General features: G+C 66.4%; 14 protein-coding genes. 8 read left to right on the top strand and 6 right to left on the bottom strand.

Annotated elements, in window-relative coordinates; all coding sequences use genetic code 11:
- Positions 1-56 precede the first annotated feature (56 nt).
- A complete protein-coding gene (locus RAD15_RS19635) occupies positions 57-1,511 on the top strand; it encodes a cell wall hydrolase (protein ID WP_458179782.1) in 1,455 nt (484 codons plus the stop codon).
- Between the two features lie 163 nt (positions 1,512-1,674).
- Here RAD15_RS19635 and nadC read toward each other — a convergent pair whose 3' ends face one another.
- The 3 genes from nadC to nadA form a co-directional block, all read right to left on the bottom strand.
- Positions 1,675-2,553 (bottom strand): carboxylating nicotinate-nucleotide diphosphorylase, encoded by an 879-nt coding sequence (nadC, locus tag RAD15_RS19630; RefSeq protein ID WP_458179781.1) that lies wholly within the window; start codon positions 2,551-2,553, stop codon positions 1,675-1,677.
- A gap of 10 nt (positions 2,554-2,563) precedes the next feature.
- Positions 2,564-4,171, bottom strand: a complete 1,608-nt coding sequence (locus tag RAD15_RS19625) for an L-aspartate oxidase (protein WP_458179780.1) — start codon at positions 4,169-4,171, stop codon at positions 2,564-2,566.
- A gap of 158 nt (positions 4,172-4,329) precedes the next feature.
- Positions 4,330-5,436 (bottom strand): quinolinate synthase NadA, encoded by a 1,107-nt coding sequence (nadA, locus tag RAD15_RS19620; protein ID WP_458179778.1) that lies wholly within the window; start codon positions 5,434-5,436, stop codon positions 4,330-4,332.
- 329 nt (positions 5,437-5,765) lie between these two features.
- Here nadA and RAD15_RS19615 point away from each other — a divergent pair, with 329 nt between their 5' ends.
- The 7 genes from RAD15_RS19615 (at position 5,766) to RAD15_RS19585 (ending at position 15,233) form a co-directional block, all read left to right on the top strand.
- Positions 5,766-7,019 carry an MFS transporter gene (locus RAD15_RS19615; RefSeq protein WP_458179777.1) on the top strand — a complete coding sequence of 418 codons (1,254 nt, stop codon included), beginning with the start codon at positions 5,766-5,768 and terminating at the stop codon, positions 7,017-7,019.
- Positions 7,020-7,060: 41 nt separating this feature from the next.
- Positions 7,061-8,047: an acrylyl-CoA reductase (NADPH) gene (acuI, locus tag RAD15_RS19610; RefSeq protein WP_458179776.1), complete on the top strand. Its 987-nt coding sequence runs from the start codon at positions 7,061-7,063 to the stop codon at positions 8,045-8,047.
- A 113-nt stretch (positions 8,048-8,160) separates the two neighbouring features.
- The gene (locus RAD15_RS19605) at positions 8,161-8,760 is read left to right on the top strand and encodes a hypothetical protein (RefSeq protein ID WP_458179774.1); all 600 of its coding nucleotides are present in this window, start codon (positions 8,161-8,163) and stop codon (positions 8,758-8,760) included.
- A gap of 164 nt (positions 8,761-8,924) precedes the next feature.
- Positions 8,925-9,170, top strand: coding sequence for a DUF6894 family protein (locus RAD15_RS19600; RefSeq protein WP_458179773.1), 246 nt, complete (start codon positions 8,925-8,927; stop codon positions 9,168-9,170).
- Between the two features lie 201 nt (positions 9,171-9,371).
- Positions 9,372-11,108 carry a methyl-accepting chemotaxis protein gene (locus RAD15_RS19595; protein ID WP_458179772.1) on the top strand — a complete coding sequence of 579 codons (1,737 nt, stop codon included), beginning with the start codon at positions 9,372-9,374 and terminating at the stop codon, positions 11,106-11,108.
- A 198-nt stretch (positions 11,109-11,306) separates the two neighbouring features.
- The gene (locus RAD15_RS19590) at positions 11,307-13,277 is read left to right on the top strand and encodes a methyl-accepting chemotaxis protein (protein ID WP_458179771.1); all 1,971 of its coding nucleotides are present in this window, start codon (positions 11,307-11,309) and stop codon (positions 13,275-13,277) included.
- Between the two features lie 267 nt (positions 13,278-13,544).
- The gene (locus RAD15_RS19585) at positions 13,545-15,233 is read left to right on the top strand and encodes a methyl-accepting chemotaxis protein (RefSeq protein WP_458179770.1); all 1,689 of its coding nucleotides are present in this window, start codon (positions 13,545-13,547) and stop codon (positions 15,231-15,233) included.
- Between the two features lie 231 nt (positions 15,234-15,464).
- On the opposite strand, the gene RAD15_RS19580 is transcribed toward RAD15_RS19585, so the two are convergent.
- The 3 genes from RAD15_RS19580 to RAD15_RS19570 are packed head-to-tail and all read right to left on the bottom strand — an operon-like array spanning position 15,465 to position 19,733.
- Positions 15,465-18,188: a DUF2339 domain-containing protein gene (locus RAD15_RS19580; protein ID WP_458179769.1), complete on the bottom strand. Its 2,724-nt coding sequence runs from the start codon at positions 18,186-18,188 to the stop codon at positions 15,465-15,467.
- Between the two features lie 50 nt (positions 18,189-18,238).
- Complete coding sequence (locus tag RAD15_RS19575; RefSeq protein ID WP_458179767.1) at positions 18,239-19,207, bottom strand: NUDIX hydrolase; 969 nt, start codon at positions 19,205-19,207, stop codon at positions 18,239-18,241.
- Positions 19,208-19,226: 19 nt separating this feature from the next.
- On the bottom strand, positions 19,227-19,733 hold the full coding sequence (locus RAD15_RS19570; RefSeq protein ID WP_458179765.1) for a tyrosine phosphatase family protein: 507 nt from the start codon (positions 19,731-19,733) through the stop codon (positions 19,227-19,229).
- Between the last annotated feature and the right edge of the window lie 106 nt (positions 19,734-19,839).

Here is a 19,839-nt window from a genome sequence, read left to right as displayed (position 1 = left end):
TGCACGGATGTACTGCGGTTCGATTTTTCTGGCGTAAGCGTAGCGTGAGCGTATCGATGTCTGTGTTGCGTAACCATCCGAAGGGCGCGCGGTTCGCGTCCTTCGGCATCGGTCTCTGCATCTTCGCATTGATGCCGAGAGAGACCGGCTATCAGGACATTTCTTCTCTGCTGGCACGTCAGCCCGGCGTCGCCGAGCGTTGGCAGAAGCAGGTGTTCTCCGCGGCGTCCTCGATCCAGCTCGCCACCTACAGCTTTTCCCGTCCCATTGGCACGTCGGTTCCGCAGAGCGCGATGGTTCGCCTCGCGAGCCTCGATGGCCGCGATGTCACCGGCGCGCTCGGCCGCAATCCGGCGCTGCAGGCGCCACCGCGCTACCAGGCTTCCGACTTTCCCAAGGTCGATCGCTCCATGAAGGGTGATCGCCTCGCCACCGTTGCACCGACGCAGGCTCCCGAGATGTCCGCGCCAGCTGCAGCGCCGGCGCAGCAGGATCCTGCGACGTCGAACAGCTCGGTGTTCGGCGCCAAGACCGCCGCGGCGCCGCAGGCGATGTCGCCGGAGTCCGCGGCCGCGCTCGACCCCGAGCTCCAGGAAGCGCTGCGTGCGCCGCCGTTGCCGCAATATGCCAATCCGCCGCAAGCCAGCGACGCCGCGCGCTCGCTCGCGGTCCAGCCACTCGAAGCGCTGAAGCAGGCTGCCATTCCGGCCGCGCCGGCGCGCGATCCTTTCCGTGTGAAGACCTCGAACCTGTTCTTCGGCAGCTCGTCGCTCGGCGGCAATCTCGAGAGCATCGAGAGCTGGCAGCCGGGCGCCGCGCCGCTGATCGTGATGCCCGATCCCGACATGAAGGTGACGGCCTCGCTGACGCCGCCGACGGCGGAGATCGCCAAGGATATCGAGAGCGGCGAGAGCGTTGCGCCGAAGGGCGAGGTCAACGCCGACAACCAGCGCGTCAGATCGCCGGCGGAACGGCTCGCGCTCGACGAGAAGTCGCGCGCGAAATCCGAGAAGTGCCTCGCCGAAGCGGTCTACTTCGAGTCTCGCGGCGAGGCCGTGCGCGGACAGATGGCCGTCGCGCAGGTCGTGATGAACCGCGTGTTCTCCGGCAAATATCCGGACACAGTGTGCGGCGCTGTCTACCAGAACAAGCACCGCCATCTCGCCTGCCAGTTCACCTTCGCGTGCGACAACAACGCCGACGTGATCCGCGAACCCGAGATGTGGGAGCGTGCCAAGAAGATCGCCAAGGCGATGCTCGACGGCCAGATCTGGCTGCCCGAGGTCGGCAAGTCCACGCACTACCACGCCTATTGGGTGCGCCCGTCCTGGGTCGCCGAGATGAAGAAGATGTACAAGACCGGCGTGCACACCTTCTATCGCCCGCGCAACTGGGGTGACGGCAGCGAGGAACCGAGCTGGGGCACCCCGGCGCAAACAGCCGCGCTCTCCGCTGAGCTCGCGCAGGAAGCCAAGAGCTCCGCCGAGATGGGTGTGAGCGAGCGGCGGTAGCGTTCTTCACGAAAGACCGTCATGCCCGGGCTTGTCCCGGGCATCCACGTTCTTCGCGCTGTGCGGCGAGACGTGGATGGCCGGGACATAGGCGAGCGAAAGCGACGCCGTCCTTCGGCCGGCTATGCCCGGCCATGGCGTAGTGGAGGCGTTGGTGTTCCAATCACGCCTCGATATCCAGCGCACAATCAAAATTCGGCGCGGAGTGCGTCAGCGCGCCGGACGAGGCGTACTCGACGCCGGTCGCCGCGATGGACCCGATCGAGTCCAGGGTGACCCCGCCGGACGCCTCCAGCTTGAGGCGGCCCTCGTTGATCCTGACGGCCTCACGCAGCGTGGCAAGATCCATATTGTCGAGCAGCACGGCGTCGGCGAGCCCGGTGTTCAGCACGTCGCGCAGCTGTGCCAGTGTATCCACCTCGATCTCGATCTTGACGAGATGGCCGGCGTGGCTGCGTGCGCGCTCCAGCACGGGGCGGATGCCGCCGGCGACCGCGATGTGGTTGTCCTTGATCAGGATGGCGTCGTCGAGGCCGAAGCGGTGGTTGAAGCCGCCGCCGCAGCGCACGGCGTATTTCTCCAGCGCGCGCAGCCCCGGCGTGGTTTTTCGCGTGCAACAGATGCGCATCTTGGTGCCTTCGGTGCGCGCGACATAGTCGGCCGTCAGCGACGCGACGCCCGACAGACGGCCGACGAAGTTCAGTGCGGTCCGCTCCGCGGTAAGAATGGCGCGCGCGGGGCCGGAGATGGTCAGCACGTGCTGCCCGCGGGCAACCCGCGCGGCATCGCGGACATGGGCGCGCACGTCGATATCGGACGCGAGCCTTTGCAAGGTCGCGACCGCCAGCGGCAGGCCGGCGATCACGCCGGACTGGCGCGCGACCAGGATGGCCTGCGCTTTCGTCGCCTCCGGGATCGTCGCGAGCGAGGTGATGTCACCGGCGCGGCCGAGGTCCTCGTCGAGCGCGCGATGCACGGCTTCGTCGATGGCGAGCGGCGAGAGGAAGGCGTCGGGATAGAGCAATGAGGTCGGGGTGATCATGGGGACTCCGTCAGGCGGTCATGGGTTGCGCAATGCGCGGCTGCGGGCGTTCGGCGAGGCTTTCTGCGGTCTCGCGCACGGCGGCGAGGGTCGTCATCGTCCTCTGTGCCAGCGCCGGCACATCAGCCGGATGGTCGGAGCGGAAATGCGCGCCGCGGCTTTCGCGCCGAGACCATGCCGCAGCCGCTACCAGCAAGGCCGATGTCGCCATGTTGCGGACAATGAGGCTCGCGGCTTCGCGTTCGAGCGCGGCAAAGCTGCGCACGGCTTCCGCAAGTCCGTCGCCCTCGCGGATCACGCCGACATGTGCGCTCATCGTCGCCCGCAACTGCTTCACGGCCGCAGCTGACGATGCGCCGCCGCGTGGCGTCACCAGCACGTCCGGGAGGCGGGCAGGCGAGGGGATCGCACGGCCGGCGATGTCGTCGGCGATGCGCGCGGCATAGACCACCGCTTCCAGCAGCGAATTGGAGGCAAGGCGGTTAGCGCCATGCGCGCCGGTGGACGACACCTCGCCGCCGGCCCAGAGCCCGTCGATTGAGCTGCGGCCTCGCGCGTCCACGGCGATGCCGCCCATGTGGTAGTGCGCGGCCGGCGCGATCGGGATGGCTTGCGTCGCGGGATCGATGTCGGCGGCCACGCAGCTCGCATGCACGGTCGGAAATTTTTCGGCGAAGTGTGCGCCCAGCGCCTGCCGCGCGTCGAGGAAAGCGCCGCGACCGGCCGCGATCTCGGCGAACACGCCGCGGGCCACGATGTCGCGCGGCGCGAGCTCGGCGAGCGGATGGCGCGCGATCATGAAACGCTCGCCGTTGCCGTTGATCAGTATCGCGCCTTCGCCGCGCAGCGCTTCGGTGGCGAGCGGTGCGGGATCGCGGCCGACCATGATGGCGGTCGGGTGGAACTGCACGAATTCAGGATCGGCGATGACTGCGCCCGCGCGTGCGGCGATCGCAAGGCCCGAGCCGCAGGCTTCGAGCGGATTGGTGGTGACGGCATAGAGATGTCCAATGCCGCCCGTTGCGAGCACGACCGCGCGCGAGGCGAGCAGGATCGGCCGTGCGGCGGGATTGTCGGCCTCGCGCAGCTGAAGGCCGGTGACGGCGCCGTCCTCGGTCAGCAGCGCTTCGGCGACCAGGCCTTCGATGATTCGGATCGACGGCGTGCGGCGTACCGCTTCGCTCAGCGCCGCGATGATCGCGGCACCCGCGCCGTCGCCGCGCACATGCACGATGCGCCGCGCCGAATGCGCTGCCTCGCGTCCCACGGCGAGCCTGCCTTCGAGGTCGCGGTCGAACGGTACGCCATAGGCGAGAAGGTCATGGACGCGCGGCGCCGCCTCGCGTGCGATCCCGAGCGCAACGGCCTCGTCGACGAGGCCGCCTCCGACCGCGATCGTGTCAGCGGCATGCGCTTCCGGCGTATCGCCTTCGGCCACCGCCGCGGCGATGCCGCCTTGCGCCCATGCGGATGATGCGCCTTGTCCGAGCGGCGCCGCCGCGATCAGCGTCACCGGTCGCGGCGCCAGCTTCAGCGCGCAGAACAATCCGGCAAGTCCGCCGCCGACGATGATGACGTCGTCGGTACTGCGGGTGAGGTTGTGGATAGTGTTTGTCACGGTTCTCTCCGTTCACTCCGCCGTCGTCCCGGCGAAGGCCGGGACCCATACGCCGCGGCGGAAGTTGATTTGCGAAGGTCGGCAACGTCGTTCTTCGCAACCACGTCTCCCTGTGGTTATGGGTCCCGGCCTTCGCCGGGACGACAATGTGGGTGTTGCTAGTTCTTCAGATTGATCATCCGCTCGACCGATCGCCTTGCGCGTTCCGCGAGCGCGGGATCGATGGTGACCTCCTCGCCAAGCGTCAGCAGGCTCTGCAAAATGTTGACGAGCGTGATGCGCTTCATGTGCGGACAGATGTTGCAGGGGCGCAGCATCTCCACGTCGGGCAGCTCGGCGCGGACGTTGTCGGCCATCGAGCATTCCGTGATCATCACGAGCCGCCGCGGCCGCTTGTTGCGCACCCAGTTGATCATGTGCGCGGTCGAGCCGGTGAAGTCGGCTTCCGCCAGCACGTCCGGCGGGCACTCGGGATGCGCGATGATCTGCACCGAGGGATCGGCCTCGCGAAACTCGCGCAGCTCCTTGCCCGTAAAGCGCTCATGCACCTCGCAGGCGCCCTTCCAGGCGATGATCTTCACGTCGGTCTTCGAGGCCACATATGTTGCGAGATAGCGGTCGGGCAGAAAGATCACGCTCGGCGCGTTCAGGCTCTCGACCACCTGCACCGCGTTCGAGGAGGTGCAGCAGATGTCGACCTCGGCCTTCACCTCCGCCGAGGTGTTGACATAAGCGACGACAGGCACGCCCGGAAATTTTTCGCGGAGCAGGCGGACATCCGCGCCGGTGATGCTGGCGGCGAGCGAGCAGCCGGCGCGCGAATCCGGGATCAGCACCGTCTTGTCCGGATTGAGCAGCTTCGAGGTCTCCGCCATGAAGTGCACGCCGCACTGGACGATGATGCCTGATTTCACCTTGGTGGCTTCGACGGCGAGCTGGAGCGAATCGCCGCCGATGTCGGCAACGCAGTGGAAGATCTCCGGCGCCTGGTAGTTGTGGGCGAGGATCACCGCGCCGCGGGCCTGCTTCAGCTCGTTGATCGCCTTGATCGTCGGCGCCATCAGCGGCCACTCGATCGGGGGGATGACGTGCTTCACGCGCGCGTAGAGCGGCGCGGTGGCGCGTTCGACCTCGCTCGTCCATTCCAGCGAGGGCATCGGCAGCGCGCGCTCCGTGCGCGCGGGTGCGGCGCGGGCAGGGGGCTCGATGCGGCCCTGCGGCCGGCTGGCGAGATCCTCGGGACCGTAGATTTCAGTAATCGGCATCGGAGCCTCCCTTGTACGTTATTTATGCTCAATACGAGTATATTTGAGGCCCAAGTAATCCGGCCAGAAGGCCGGAGCGGAGTTCATCGAGCGCATATATGCTCAATATGAGTAAATCAAAGATAACATGCTCCGTCGTCGGCGGCTAGGTCCCGCCCCACACATTCTCGTCAAGTCGCGCCCGGCGAGGCCAGTTTGAAATGCAATGCTCCCGCGGCAGCTCCTCTTGGAATGCAATTGTTTTCGACTTGGGGTTTTCATGCAGATGCATTAAATGCGTGACCTGCGGCCGCCATTTGCGAATCCGCCAACGACAGACGAGGAACATCATGTCGACATCAGTGGGCGAGCTTGGTCCGGCCTCGCGTTCCTCGAACTGGCGCACGCCGGCGATCATCATTCTCTGCGGCTGCGCGATCGGCATGCTCGGCTTCGGTCCCCGCTCGGCGCTGGGCTTCTTCGTGCAGCCGATGAGCCACGAATTCGCCTGGGGCCGCGATGTGTTTGGGCTCGCGATCGCCTTCCAGAATTTGCTGTGGGGATTGGGCCAGCCGCTCGCCGGCGCGGTCGCCGATCGCTTCGGCCTGTTCCGGGTGATGTGCGTCGGCGCCCTGCTCTATGCCGGCGGCCTGCTTCTGATGCGCTATTCCTCGACGCCGCTGTCGCTCAATCTCGGTGCGGGCGTCATGGTCGGCTTCGGTCTGGCCGGTTGCTCCTTCAATCTGGTGCTGTCCGCCTTCAGCAAGCTCCTGCCCGCCGAGAAGCGCGGCCTCGCGCTCGGTGCCGGCACGGCGGCGGGTTCGTTCGGACAGTTCCTGTTTGCGCCGATCGGCGTGGCACTGATCGACAATTTCGGCTGGCAGCAGGCGCTCACGGTGTTCGGCTTCCTGATGCTGCTGATCATCCCGCTGTCGCTGGCGCTCTCGACGCCGCCGGTCTCAACCACGGCAAATGCGGCGCCTGCCGATGAGCAGACGTTTACGAAAGCGCTCGCCGAAGCGTTCGGCCATCGCTCCTATGTCCTGCTGGTGCTCGGTTTCTTCACCTGCGGCTTCCAGCTCGCCTTCATCACGGTGCATCTGCCGGCGTTCCTGGTCGATCGCGGCATCTCGACGCAAACCGGCGGCTGGGTGATTGCGGCCATCGGCCTGTTCAACATCATGGGATCGCTGAGCGTCGGCTATCTCCAGAACTATCTGCCCAAGCGCTACATCCTCTCGACCATCTATTTCACCCGCGCGCTCGCGACGCTGGCCTTCATCTCGTTCCCGATCACGCCGTTCTCGGCGATCGCGTTCGGCGCCGTCTCCGGCCTGACCTGGCTGTCGACCGTGCCGCCGACCTCGGCGCTGGTCGCGCTGATGTTCGGCACGCGCTGGCTCGCGACGCTCTATGGCTTTGCCTTCGTCAGCCATCAGGTCGGCGGTTTCCTCGGCGTCTGGCTCGGGGGCATCGTGTTCGAAAAGTACGGTTCCTACACGCCGATCTGGTGGCTCTCGATCCTGTTCGGCGTGCTCTCCGCGCTGATCAATCTTCCGATCGTGGAGAAACCGGTCCAGCGAGCGGTTGCGCAGCCTGCCTGATCGGCTAAACATCCCCGACAAACAAGTCAGGGAGTTCAGCCGTGGCCACATTCAAGGCGATCCGGATCGACAAGGCGGACAAAGGCACCACCGCCGCGCTCACGCAGTTCGACGAAGCCGAGCTGATGGAGGGTGACGTCACCGTCCGCGTGGAATGGTCGACGCTGAACTACAAGGACGGTCTCGCGCTGACAGGCAAGGCGCCGGTGGTGCGCCGCTTCCCGATGATCGCCGGCATCGATTTCGCCGGCACGGTCGAGCAATCCTCGCATCCGCAGTGGAAGGCCGGCGACAAGGTCGTCTGCACCGGCTGGGGCATGGGCGAAACCCATCTCGGCGCCTACGCCGAGAAGGCGCGGGTGAAGGGCGACTGGCTGGTCGCTCTTCCGCAGGGCCTGTCGGCGCGCGATGCCATGGCGATCGGGACCGCCGGCTTCACCGCGATGCTCTCGGTGCTGGCACTGGAGAAGCACGGCCTGTCGCCGAAAAGCGGCCCGGTGGTGGTGACGGGTGCCGCCGGCGGCGTCGGCTCGGTCGCCACCGCCGTGCTGTCGAAGCTCGGCTACCACGTCATCGCCTCGACCGGCCGCGCCTCGGAGGCGGACTATCTGAAGGAGATCGGCGCGACTGAGGTCATTGACCGCAACGAATTGACGGCGCCGGCCAAGCCGATTGCAAAGGAGCGCTGGGCGGGTGGCATCGACAGCGTCGGCTCGACCACGCTCGCCAACCTGCTGTCGATGACGAAGTACGGCGGGGCGATCGCGGCCTGCGGTCTGGCGGCCGGCATGGACCTGCCGTCTTCGGTCGCGCCTTTCATTTTGCGCGGGGTGTGCCTTCTCGGCATCGATTCCGTGATGTGCCCGATCGAGCCGCGGAAAGCCGCCTGGCAGCGCCTGGCGTCCGATCTGGATCGGACGAAACTATCTGAAATTACTCATGAAATTTCTCTCGGCGAAGTTTCTGAGTGGGGCGCGAAAATCCTGGCCGGCCAGGTCCGCGGCCGCATCGTGGTAAAAATTGTCTAACGGCGTTCAGACTTTACCAACCAAGCTGCTCCAATGTTGCCATGGTTAGTATGGTAAGCAGCGGGTAAAGAGATAAGGCATCGCCCGCTGCGGGGGTCGGTTCGGAGTAGAGCATGCTTGCGCGTATTGTGTTGGGGGCTGTCACGGCTGCGGCGACGTTTGCGCCGGCCATTGCTGGAAGCATGAATGCCGACGAGGCACGCCGCTTCGTCGCCGGCAAGGTGTTCGCCTTCACCTGTTTCGACGGCACCCGCGGCGCGGGCCGCATCCTCGACGATCTCGGCGCCGCCGGCGCCGTGCAGTTCTCGGGCGCAGGCCCGGTCAAGCATCTCCGCCTGCCCGGCAACACGCTCCAGATCCGCGGCCAGAACGTCTGCGCCTCGATCAAGGGCATTCCGTTCGAGCCTTGTTTCAACCTGGAAAAGACCGACGATCGCAGCTTCCGCGGTTCGGTGTCGGGCATGGGCTTCGCTTATTGCGACTTCCACCACCAGGGCGGCAACCAGATGCTGATGGCGCGCGCCGTGGCGCGCCCACGTTCTCTGCGCACGTCGGAGCACACCGGTTCGGTCGGTCCGACCAACACCGAGGTCGCCGCGCGCGTCGAGACGCCGCGTGTCGAGAGCAGCCGGCTCGAGCCGGTGAAGTCCGAAGTCAGGTCGGAGCCCGCCAGGAACGAGGGCCCGCTGGAGCTGCGCCGCTCGACGCAGTAAGTCGCCTGCGCGGACAATCCGTGCGGATTGTCGTTGAAGACCTCCCTCGAACACGAAGCCGCCGCGCCGTAGTCATACGGACGGCGTCATTCATGCGTTGGTAGTTGTTCGCGCCCCAGTTTGCGTACGGCCGGGGGGGTGCGGCCCTAGATAAGGGTTCAACGATGTCGCTGTACTTCTTCCGCATCAGCACCGGCCGGTATTCCGGCGCCGCCGACCAGCCCTATGAGTTCGAGGATCGCGCCGCTGCGTGGACCGAGATGACCGAGGTCTGCGCCAATCTGCTCGGTGGCATCGCACGCAGCCTGAAGCCGAATGCCGAGTGGTGCATGGAGCTGCTCGACGAGAACAAGAAGCCTGTCTTTCGTATCAGCCTCGTCGGCGAAGCCGCCGGATGTGGAGATTCCTAGCGTCGACCTCAAGGCGAAATTTACAACTGTGACGAGGTGCTTCTCGTTATGCTTCAATCATTTGGCGTATAAAATCAGTATTTCTGCGAGGGTGCACGTTAACCAGAACATGAACTCTTCATCGATAGCGTTCTCCGTAAGGGCGATCAACGTCCAAGCTGCCGGCAATGACTTGGCAGCTCGTTTCCGAGGAAACGTACAATGTTGAGCCTCTTTCGGAATCTGCAGATCGGGACCAAGCTGGCGATCGCCTCGGTGATCGGGGTGCTGCTGGTCGGAACCATGATTGCCAGCCAGATGCTCGGTAACGCGCATATACGGCAGTCGAATCACAACGTGTTGACGCAGCAGGAAATCGCGCGCGACGCGGTGGAAGTGAAGGTCGCAGTCCGGGGCATGCAGCTTGCCGTGCGCGACATTCGTTTTGCGGGCAATGCGCCTGATCTGCAGAAGGCCGCGGAGACGATGGCCGAGCGGCAAAGGACGGTCGCGGCGATCGCCGACTCGATGCTGAAACTGTCCCATTCCGCTGAAAATCGCGCGCGCATCGAGAAGCTGACGACGCTTGCCACGGACTATGCGAAGGGAGCGCAACAAATCTCCGCGGTGCGCCGCGAAGCTTTCTCTGCCGGCTCGGCCGAAGGCGCGGTGCGCTCAACCAAGTTCGACGATGAGGCGGCCCGTTTGGCGCGAGAGGTGACGTTGCCCATCGCCGCCGAGCTCGATGCGCTCACAAGCCAGATCGCTGAATTTGCCAAGCACAAGTCGGAGCAGGACTACGCCGAAGCTGTTCAGGAAATGGCGGCCGCGGAGCGTCTTGCCATGATGATCAGCCTGTTCACGGTTTTCATTCTCATCGGCAGCTGGCTCGTCTCTTTCCTGACGATCGCACGGCCGATTCGTTTCCTCACGCTGGCCATGGACAAGCTCGCCGGCGGCGATTTCTCCGTGGTCCTGCCCGGGCTCGGCCGCAAGGACGAAGTCGGTGGCGTCGCTGCGGCCGTCGAGAAGTTCAAGATCGTGTCGGAGCAGAAGGCGCGCGAAGAAGCCGAAGCGAAGGTCAGGCAGGACCAGGCGGCAGCCGAGCAACGAAAGGCCGAGATGCGAAAGCTTGCCGATGGTTTCGAAGCTGCGATCGGCGAGATCGTCGATACAGTATCCTCGGCCGCGACCGAGCTGGAAGCCTCGGCATCGACGCTCACATCGACCGCGGAGCGCGGCCAGGAGCTCACCATCATGGTTGCCGCCGCCTCCGAAGAGGCGTCCACCAACGTCCAGTCGGTGGCCTCGGCGACCGAGGAGCTGTCATCCTCGATCACCGAGATCAGCCGCCAGGTGCAGCAGTCCTCGCGTGTCGCGAACGAGGCGGTCGGCCAGGCGCGCGTCACCACCGAGCGCGTCGGCGAGTTGTCGATGGCGGCGACGCGGATCGGCGACGTGGTCGAACTGATCAACACCATCGCCGGCCAGACCAACCTTCTCGCGCTCAACGCCACGATCGAGGCCGCGCGGGCCGGCGAGGCCGGCCGCGGCTTTGCCGTCGTCGCCTCGGAGGTCAAGGCGCTCGCCGAGCAGACCGCAAAGGCGACCGGCGAGATCGGCCAGCAGATCGCCAGCATCCAGTCCGCCACCGAGCATTCGGTCGGCGCCATCAGGGACATCAGCGACACCATCGAGAAGCTGTCGGAGATCTCCTCGACCATCGCGGCTGCCGTGGAAGAGCAGGGCGCCGCGACGCAGGAGATTGCCCGCAACGTGCAGCAGGCCGCGGAGGGCACCCATCAGGTGTCGTCCAACATCACCGACGTGCAGCGCGGCGCCAGCGAGACCGGCTCGGCGTCCTCCCAGGTACTGTCCGCAGCGCAGATGCTGTCGGGTGACAGCAACCGTCTCAAGCTCGAGGTCGGCAAGTTCCTCGGGACCGTGCGCGCGGCCTGACGGCCGCGCTCTTCGACAGATCTTGATCTGCAACCGTCGCGCGTGAAGGCGCGGCGGTTGCGCGCGCTCGTAGTCCGGCGCTGCGACCGATGCACGCAGGGTTAACCTTCCGGAAAAGCGATGCAGTCATGATGCCCGCAATATTCCGGGCGCTGAGTCGCCCTTCGCGTATTGCGTCTCAGTCGTCGGAGCACATTCATGAGCGGCATTTCCATTCGCCTCACCCATAAGGTCATGGCGATCGGATTGTTCGGACTACTGGGTCTCGTTGGCTTCGGTGGGATCTACGAGGTCGGCAGCCTCTCGCAGGACGGTTCTCGCGCCGCTGCCAACCGCGCCCGGACGATCGCCGATCTCAACAAGCAGCTGTCGATCGAGATGCTGGAAGCGCGCCGCAACGAGAAGAACTTCCAGCAGCGGCGGAACGAAAGCTTCGCCAAGGCGCATGCCGAGCTGATCGGGCCGATCAATCGCGATTTCGACGAGGTGCAGCGACTGACGGCGGCCGGGGGCATGAATGCGCTGTCGGACAAGATGAAGCAGGCCCAAGACGGCTTCAGGCGATACACGTCGGACTTCGCCGCACAGGTGGCGGCCGAGACCAGGCTCGGGCTGAACGAGACGCTCGGCCTGTCCGGCTCGCTCCGTGCCGCCGTGCACGACATCGAGACCAAGCTGAAGGAGATCGACGATCCCAGGACGACGACCTGGATGCTGATGATGCGCCGGCACGAGAAGGACTTCATGCTGCGGCGCGATCCAAAATACATTGCCGAGGTGAAGAAGGCAGCGGTTGAATTCTCCAAGGCGATAGAGGTCGTTGCAGTCCCTACGGCGGTGATGAACGACATCACGGCCAAGGTCCAGAAATATCAGTCCGAATTCGGAGCGTGGGCGGAGACGGCGCAGCAGAGTGCAGCCTACGACGCCAGCATGACGAAGACCTTCGGCGAAATCGAGCCTGTGATGGTCGAGGTGCGGGCCGCCGTCGATGCGATGTACAAGCAGGCCGACGCCGCAGAGGCAGCAACGCGCGATGCCGTGCGTCTGTGGATGGCCGTTGCCTTCGGTGTCACTGTCGTCGTGCTCGCCGCGGTCGGCTTCCTTCTGGGACGCTCGATCTCGAAGGCACTTGCCGCCATGGTCGGTGCGATGACGCGGCTTGCGCGCGGCGAGCTCTCGATTTCCGTTCCCGGCATCGGACGCAGGGACGAGATCGGCGAGATGGCCGGCGCCGTCGAGGTGTTCAGGACCAACATGGTGGAAGCCGAGCAGCTGCGTGTCGAACAGGTCGAAGCCGATGCACGCGGGCGCGAACTGCGCAAGGCCGACATGCAGCGGCTCGCCGACACGTTCGAAGGCGCGGTCGGCGAGATCATCGAGACCGTGTCGTCGGCGGCAACCGAGCTCGAGGCGTCCTCCAACACGCTGACGCAGGCCGCCGAGCGCGGCAACGGGCTGGCCAGCGCCGTGGCTGCGGCGTCGGAGGAGGCGTCCGCGAACGTGCAGTCGGTGTCCTCGGCGAGCGAGGAGATGACGAGCTCGATTTCCGAGATCAGCCGCCAGGTGCAGGAATCGGCGCGCGTCGCCGACGTCGCGGTCGAACAGGCCCAGCGCACCAACGCACGCGTTGCCGAACTGACGAAGGCGGCGAGCCGCATCGGTGACGTGGTCGAGCTGATCAACACCATTGCCGCCCAGACCAACCTCCTGGCGCTGAACGCGACGATCGAGGCGGCGCGCGCGGGCGAAGCCGGCAAGGGCTTTGCGGTGGTCGCGACCGAAGTGAAGGCGCTGGCCGAGCAGACCGCGAAAGCCACGGGCGAGATCAGCCAGCACATCGGCGCGATCCAGACCGCGACGGAAGATTCCGTCGGCGCGATCAAGGAAATCGGCGACACCATCGCGCGGATGTCGGAGATCTCGTCGACCATCGCCGCGGCGGTGGAGGAGCAGGGTGCCGCGACGCAGGAGATATCCCGCAACATCCAGCACGCCGCGCAAGGCACCTCCGAGGTTTCGGCCAATATCGCCGACGTCCAGCGCGGTGCCGGCGAGACCGGCGCTGCCTCGGCGCAGGTGCATTCGGCCGCGCAGTCGCTGTCGCAGGAAGGCAATCGGCTGAAGAGCGAGGTCGCGCGCTTCCTGGAGTCGGTGCGCGCGGCGTAGCGACGTCCGGTCGGATGTTGCAATGCGTCAAGCGCGGGCGACGCGAGACATCAGTGCAGCTGCAACAGATGGTTGCGGAGAAAATAACGATCGCCGGGGCGGCCCCGTAGTTTTACGTAGGTTCCTGTTAACGCCTGTTTGCGACTATGGGCGCAATCTCACGGGATAAGAACCAGCCAGCACTGTTGAACTGACCTCCGTTTCGCCCGTCGCGGCGATGGCGGCGGGTGATTTGCGCGTTGCTGGGTATCATCGGGATTTGTCGTGATGTCGAAGTTGTCGATCGTCTTCAAGCTTCTGGCCGTGTTGTCGGTCCTCGTCCTGTCACTCGCCGGCGTCGGCGTGACGGCGATCGGCACCATGCAGAACATCAATGCCCACACGGTCGAGATCGCCGAAAGCTGGCTGCCGAGCGTGCGCGCGCTCGGCTCGCTCCGCGCCGACATCAACGAGCTGCGCGTCGCGCTCCGCCTGCACCTCATGCAGGACACCGTCGAGGGCAAGGATGCCGCCGAGAAGCGCCTCGCCTCGCTGCGCGAGCGCATCGAGAAGACCCGCAAGGTCTACGAACCGCTGATCACTGTTGCCGAAGAGCGCTCGCTCTACGAGCAATGGACCAAGGCTTGGGCCGAGTACCTGAATGGTGTGCAGGACGTAATGGCGCTGTCGCGCAAGAGCGTCGGCCGCTTCCCGGCTGACGCCAATGAGCTGTTGCAGACCAAGGTCGCGAAGATGGCGCAGGCGGCCGATCCCTTGCTCCAGAAGGGCATCGAGCTCAACAACCGCGGCGCAGAGCTGGAGACGAGGCAGGCGGCCGACAGCTACGCCATGATCTTCCGCGTGCTGGTCGGCATCATCGTGCTCTCGGTCGTGATCGCGATCGGCGCCGCCTATTATCTCGTGCGCGACGTCTCGCGCGGTATTGCCTCGATCATTCGTCCGATGCAGTCGCTCGGCGAGGGCGACCTCTCGGCCGAGGTGCCGCATCGCGGCGAGAGGACCGAGATCGGCTCGATGGCGGATGCGCTCCAGATCTTCAAGCAAGCGCTGATCGCCAAGAAGGCTGCCGATGAGGCCGCTGCGGCCGATGCCGAGGCCAAGATCGAACGCGGCCGCCGCGTCGATGCCATCACCCGCAAGTTCGAGGCCATGATCGGCGAAGTCGTCGGCACCGTCTCTGCGGCTTCGACCGAGCTCGAGGCATCCGCGACGACGCTCACCAGCACCGCGCAGCGCGGCCAGGAGCTCGCAACCGTCGTTGCGGCGGCATCCGAGGAAGCCTCCACCAACGTCCAGGCGGTCGCCTCCGCCTCGGAGGAGCTGTCGTCCTCCATCACCGAGATCAGCCGCCGCGTGCAGGATTCGGCGCGGATGGCCGCGGAAGCGGTCGAGCAGGCGGGGCGGACCAACGAACGGGTCAACGCGCTGTCGCAGGCGGCCTCGCGCATCGGCGACGTCGTCGAGCTCATCAACACCATCGCCGGCCAGACCAATTTGCTCGCGCTGAATGCAACGATCGAGGCCGCGCGCGCGGGCGAAGCCGGCCGCGGCTTCGCCGTCGTCGCGTCCGAGGTCAAGGCGCTGGCCGAGCAGACCGCGAAGGCGACGGGCGAGATCGGGGCGCAGGTGTCGGGCATTCAGGCCGCAACGCAGGAATCCGTCAGCGCCATCCAGGAGATCGGCGGCACCATCGAGCGGCTGTCCGAGGTGTCCGCGGCGATCGCCGCGGCCGTCGAGGAGCAGGGCGCCGCGACGCAGGAGATCTCGCGCAACGTGCAGCAGGCCTCGGTCGGCACGCAGGAGGTCTCGTCGAACATCACCGACGTGCAGCGCGGTGCGATCGAGACCGGCGAGGCCTCGACCGAGGTGCTGTCGGCGGCGAAATCGCTCGCGACCGACAGCACGCGCCTCAAGGTGGAGGTCGCGCAGTTCCTGGAGTCGGTCCGCGCGGCCTAGAGCGGAATGGCTCTAGGTTGAATCGATCGCTGCGGCTCGTTCACCTCTCCCGCTTGCGGGAGAGGTCGGCATAGGCGGCCTTTGGCCGCCGTTCTGTAAAACGCCGATGCTTCGCATCGGCTATGGCGCCGGGTGAGGGCTTTCTCCTCTTGGGGATTGTGTCCCATTGCGGAAGCACCCTCTCCCCGACCCTCTCCCGCAAGCGGGAGAGGGAGTGCACCTCGCCTAGAGCTACGTACCCGTCTGCGGGGCCGGCGGCGGTGCGACCTGCCGCCGGAACAGGATGCGCTGGTAGAGCCAGCCGATCGCGACCAGCACGACGCCGAGGCACATGAACGACAGCGCGCGATAGACGCCCGTCAGCGTCGACATGTCGATCACGAAGGCCTTCAGAATCGTCAGCGCGATCACGGCGGCCGAGGCCAGCCGCGCGCGCTCCGAGTTGACGAGAATGCCGACGCCGAGCAGCACCACGCCAAAGGCGAGCCAGCCGATCGAATAGGTGTACTGCTCCGCGCCCGTCGTCGGGCCGGTCGAGAGGATCGGGCCGTGATAGAAACGGCGGATCTCCAGCGTGACATAAGCAAGCGCGAACACCAGCGCGCCGCCGGCGATGGTGTTGGCGTAGATCTTTCCGCGTTCGCCGACGACCGCGTAGGACAGCAGCAGCATCAGCACCGCCGGCAGCGCATAGCCGAGCAGCAGCAGGTTGAACACCGCGCCGCCGACGTCGATGCGCCAGATCAGCGGATTCTCCAGGATCAGCAGGCCGAAAATGCTGATGAGGCCGCCGATCGCCGTGAGCACGATCGCGCCGACATTGTGCACGATGCTGCGGCTGCGCAGCCGCAAGCGCTCCAGCCCGATCGCCATGGCGAATGCGATGCAGGCCTGCAGCGCACATTCCAGCAGCGACGGTGGTGAGATCATGTCACCGCCGGTCGCAAAGTGGCGGACCTCCATGAAGGCGAGCAGCGCGGTGAACAGGATCGCAGCGGCCTCGACGACGCGCAACGGTGCATCGTCGGCGCGGCGGCGCAGAAAGATGCTTGCGCCCCAGAACGAGGCCGCCGGCAAGCCGTAGCCCCACAGCAGCCAATTGAAGATCGGCGTGCTTCCGACGGCATCGCCGACGATGCGCGGATCGTAGACGATGCGTGCGGTGACGATCGCGGCGAAGATCGCCGCGAGCCGGCGCAGCACCGGAATCGGCCGCTGCAACGAAATCCAGGCGGTGCCGAGCGACATCAGTGCCAGCGCGATGGTGAGCCAGCCCTTCTCCAGTGCAAAGGTCAGCGCGAGCGCCAGCGCACCGAGCGTGCCGGTGGCGAACAGCGCGACGGAGGTGGCTAGCCCTGGTCGATCTTCGCGGCGCGCCAGCGCTTCGGTCGCGGCGCCGAAGGCGGCGGCGAGCAGGACGGCGAGGATCGCGAACGGGATCGAGCGGTCGAGATGGGCGATGCGCGCGTAGAGCGCAACGAGGATCGCGATCGGTGTCGCGACTGATGTCGCAGACCACACCACCGGGATGATCGCCGAGTTCGAGCGGCCCTGGGCGAGGAAGCCAGCGACGCCGAAGCCTGCGGCGAAGATCGCGGCCGTCACCAGATGCAGCGTCACCGAGCTGTCGATGGCGGTCGGTCCGATGCCGGAGATCGGGCCGCCCGGCAGCACCAGCATATCAGGATTGGCACGCACCGCCCATTCGGCGAAGACGATGAAGACGGTCGCTGCGGCCGCGCCGAGCGCGCCGGTCGCCGCCGGTGCCCGCCAGGCGACGAACAGCGTCGCACCGACGAGAAGCGTGAAGGCGATCAGCGCCAGATCGGCATGCGCGCTCGACAGCACGATCAGCATGGCACCGAACAGATAGGCGCCGAGTGAGCTGGACGAGACCGGCTCGATCTCCCCGTCCTCGATGGTCGGGCCGAACATGAAGCCGCAGACGACGAGGAGGGCAGCGAGCACGAAGCCCGCGATGGCATGGAAGGCGTGCGGCGCGACTTGCACCTGTTCGGTATCGAGACCCGGGAAAATCCACAGCACGGCGAAAGCGATGGTGGTCACCGCAAGCCAGCGCCACAGCCGGATGCGGGCGAGGCCAAAGCTCGCGGCGGTGACGATGGCGAGATAGATGTAGAGCGCCCAATAATCCGGCTTGCCGCTGGAGACCAGGATCGGCGTCGCGAAGGCGCCGACCACGCCGAGGCCGGCGAGCGCAGGTCCGTGCAGCAGCGCGGCGGCCAGCGTGCCCATCGCAACGATGCCGAGCAGCACGAAGGCGGTCGCGGGCACCAGGAAGCCGTAGAGCGCGTAGGCCGCATAGATGGTCGCGAACGCCACCGCCGTGCCGGCCGCGGTGAGGATCGCGGGGATGTTGGCGATCGGCAGCGCCTCGATGGCGGAGATGCTCTCCTTGCGCCGCGTCCATTCGCCGGCGCCCAGCAGCGCAGCTGCGAACAGGCCGCCGAGGAACACGCGCACGCCGGGGCCGACGAGGCCGGCCTCGATCGAATAGCGCACCATGAAGAAGCCGCCGAGGGCCAGCGCAAGACCGCCGATCCACACCACCCAGCGCGTGCCGAGCTGTTCCTCGAAGCCGGGCGCGGGCGTGGGCGCGGGCACCGGCGGCGGAGGCGGAGGCGGCGCGTCGGCGCCCGTACTCGCTTCGAGCGGGGGCGGCGAAATCTCTTCGGTGACGAGCGGAGGCGGCGCCGGCTCAGCTTCGGGCGCAAGCGGCGGCGGCTCGGCGGCCGCAACCGTCGCGGGCGCCTCAGTCGCGACCTGCGCGGGCATCAGCGGCGGCGGTTGCACCGGCCGCTGCGCGTAATACTTCTCTTCGAGCGCGTTCAGCCTGCGGCGCAGCTCGGTCGCCTGGCTGGAGGCCTTGATCGCGATCAGGAAGGCGATGATCGCAATGATCAGCGCAAAGACGTCAAACGGGCCGTCGAACATGAAGCCTCCAGGCAACCGGCGGGCAGGGGCCGGTTGCGCAAATCTAGGATCTAGCGCCGGGAGCGAACGCGCAAGCCCGGCGCGGGCCGCTCCTGGAGCACGTCGCGGCGGAAGCGGTAGAGCGCCGCCGGCCGTCCGCCCGTCTGTGTCGACATCACGCCGGTCGGTTCGACCAGGGCTTCGGTTTCGACCAGACGGCGGAAATTCTGCTTGTGCAGGTGCCGGCCGGAGATCGCCTCCACCGTATGCTGCAATTCGGTAAGTGTGAACTCGGCGGGCAAAAGTTCAAACACAACAGGACGATACTTCAGTTTTGCGCGCAGCCGCGCGATCGCCGTAGCGAGAATCCGGCGGTGGTCGAACCGCATCGAGGTACCGAGCGCCGGAAGCGTCTTGCGCGCTAATGCCGCAGGGCGGCCGTCGCGGCGCGCCTCCTCGATCAGCCCGGCTTCGTAGAGCAATTCGTAGCGGTCGAGCACGCGCTCCTCGTCCCAGGGCGCGCCGTCGAGGCCGAAATAGAACCGCACGCGATCCCTGCGCGGCAATGCGCGAATCGTCTCCGGCGTTTCCTCCTCGGCCCATTTGGTCAGCGCCGGGATGATGTCGCCCGCGATGATCGCCGGCGGCTGCTCGCGCCAGTCCTCCCAGGGCAGGAAGCGATACCACGGCTCGAAGCTCGCGCCGGTCGCTGCGAGCTCGCCGTCCACGGCCCGCGTCAGTGCGAGATAGCCGATCGACACCATGTGTGCGCCGGTGTCGCCGGCTTCCGCGTGACGGCCGCGATCGCCAAAGGTGTAGAGCTGCTCGACATAGCCGAGCCGCAGGCCCGTCTGCGCTTCGACCCAGGCGCGCAGGCCGATCTCGAAGGTGCGATGGCTCGGCGCATCGAACGGACCGAACGGCAGGCCGCCGAGCCCGTCACTGCCGCGCGCGGTGAGGATCAGCGGCTCGTGGTCCTCGATCGCGACGATCGCCGCGGTCAGGCCGATCTCGATCGGCGTCAGCAGCTTGTCGCTCATGCGGCTGAAATCGCAGCTGTCATTCGAGCTCGATCACGAACGGGCGGCCCTCGACCATCATCGCGCCCGGGCCCATCTCGTCGAGCGCGCGCAGCATGCGGCCGTTGCGTCCCAGCGCGCGGTCGGCGAGGCCGACGATGCGGCGGTTCGGCGAGGCGATCGGCGAGGCCGCGCGAATCTTCTGCGCGATCTCGATCTCGTCGCGATCCGGGTTGAGCGCGCACACCGCCGCGAACGCGCTCGCGGTGGAGCGGCTGATGCCGGCGTAGCAATGCACCACCAGCGGCGCGCTGCGATCCCAGCCGCGCACGAAGTTCAGCACCTGGTCGATGTGCGCCTCGGAGGGGGCGACGAAGCCGTCCATCTCCTCGGTGATGTCGTCCATCGACACCTTGAGATGGTTGGCCGGCAGCACGGACACCGGCCGCGCCACCTGCTCGACATTGGCCATCACGGTCAGCACATGGCTGGCCTTGGTGAGGCGGACGGTTTCGGGAAGGGCAGCGAGGGAACAGACGTGGATCATGGCGGACCTTTTTGCCACTGATTATAGCGAGCGCTCGTAGGGTGGGCAAAGGCGCATCGCGCCGTGCCCACCGTTTCGCAACTGCGCGCATCGCGCCCAGTATGGT

It is taken from the genome of Bradyrhizobium sp. 14AA, from assembly GCF_054185205.1.
This window is presented reverse-complemented; position numbering and strand designations above follow the sequence as displayed.

Coding starts and splice junctions, on each gene's coding strand:
- RAD15_RS19635 (WP_458179782.1), top strand. CDS start 57: ATGTCTGTGTTGCGTAACCATCCGAAGGGCGCGCGGTTCGCGTCCTTC.
- nadC (WP_458179781.1), bottom strand. CDS start 2,553: ATGATCACCCCGACCTCATTGCTCTATCCCGACGCCTTCCTCTCGCCG.
- nadA (WP_458179778.1), bottom strand. CDS start 5,436: ATGCCGATTACTGAAATCTACGGTCCCGAGGATCTCGCCAGCCGGCCG.
- RAD15_RS19615 (WP_458179777.1), top strand. CDS start 5,766: ATGTCGACATCAGTGGGCGAGCTTGGTCCGGCCTCGCGTTCCTCGAAC.
- RAD15_RS19605 (WP_458179774.1), top strand. CDS start 8,161: ATGCTTGCGCGTATTGTGTTGGGGGCTGTCACGGCTGCGGCGACGTTT.
- RAD15_RS19600 (WP_458179773.1), top strand. CDS start 8,925: ATGTCGCTGTACTTCTTCCGCATCAGCACCGGCCGGTATTCCGGCGCC.
- RAD15_RS19595 (WP_458179772.1), top strand. CDS start 9,372: ATGTTGAGCCTCTTTCGGAATCTGCAGATCGGGACCAAGCTGGCGATC.
- RAD15_RS19590 (WP_458179771.1), top strand. CDS start 11,307: ATGAGCGGCATTTCCATTCGCCTCACCCATAAGGTCATGGCGATCGGA.
- RAD15_RS19585 (WP_458179770.1), top strand. CDS start 13,545: ATGTCGAAGTTGTCGATCGTCTTCAAGCTTCTGGCCGTGTTGTCGGTC.
- RAD15_RS19580 (WP_458179769.1), bottom strand. CDS start 18,188: ATGTTCGACGGCCCGTTTGACGTCTTTGCGCTGATCATTGCGATCATC.
- RAD15_RS19575 (WP_458179767.1), bottom strand. CDS start 19,207: ATGAGCGACAAGCTGCTGACGCCGATCGAGATCGGCCTGACCGCGGCG.
- RAD15_RS19570 (WP_458179765.1), bottom strand. CDS start 19,733: ATGATCCACGTCTGTTCCCTCGCTGCCCTTCCCGAAACCGTCCGCCTC.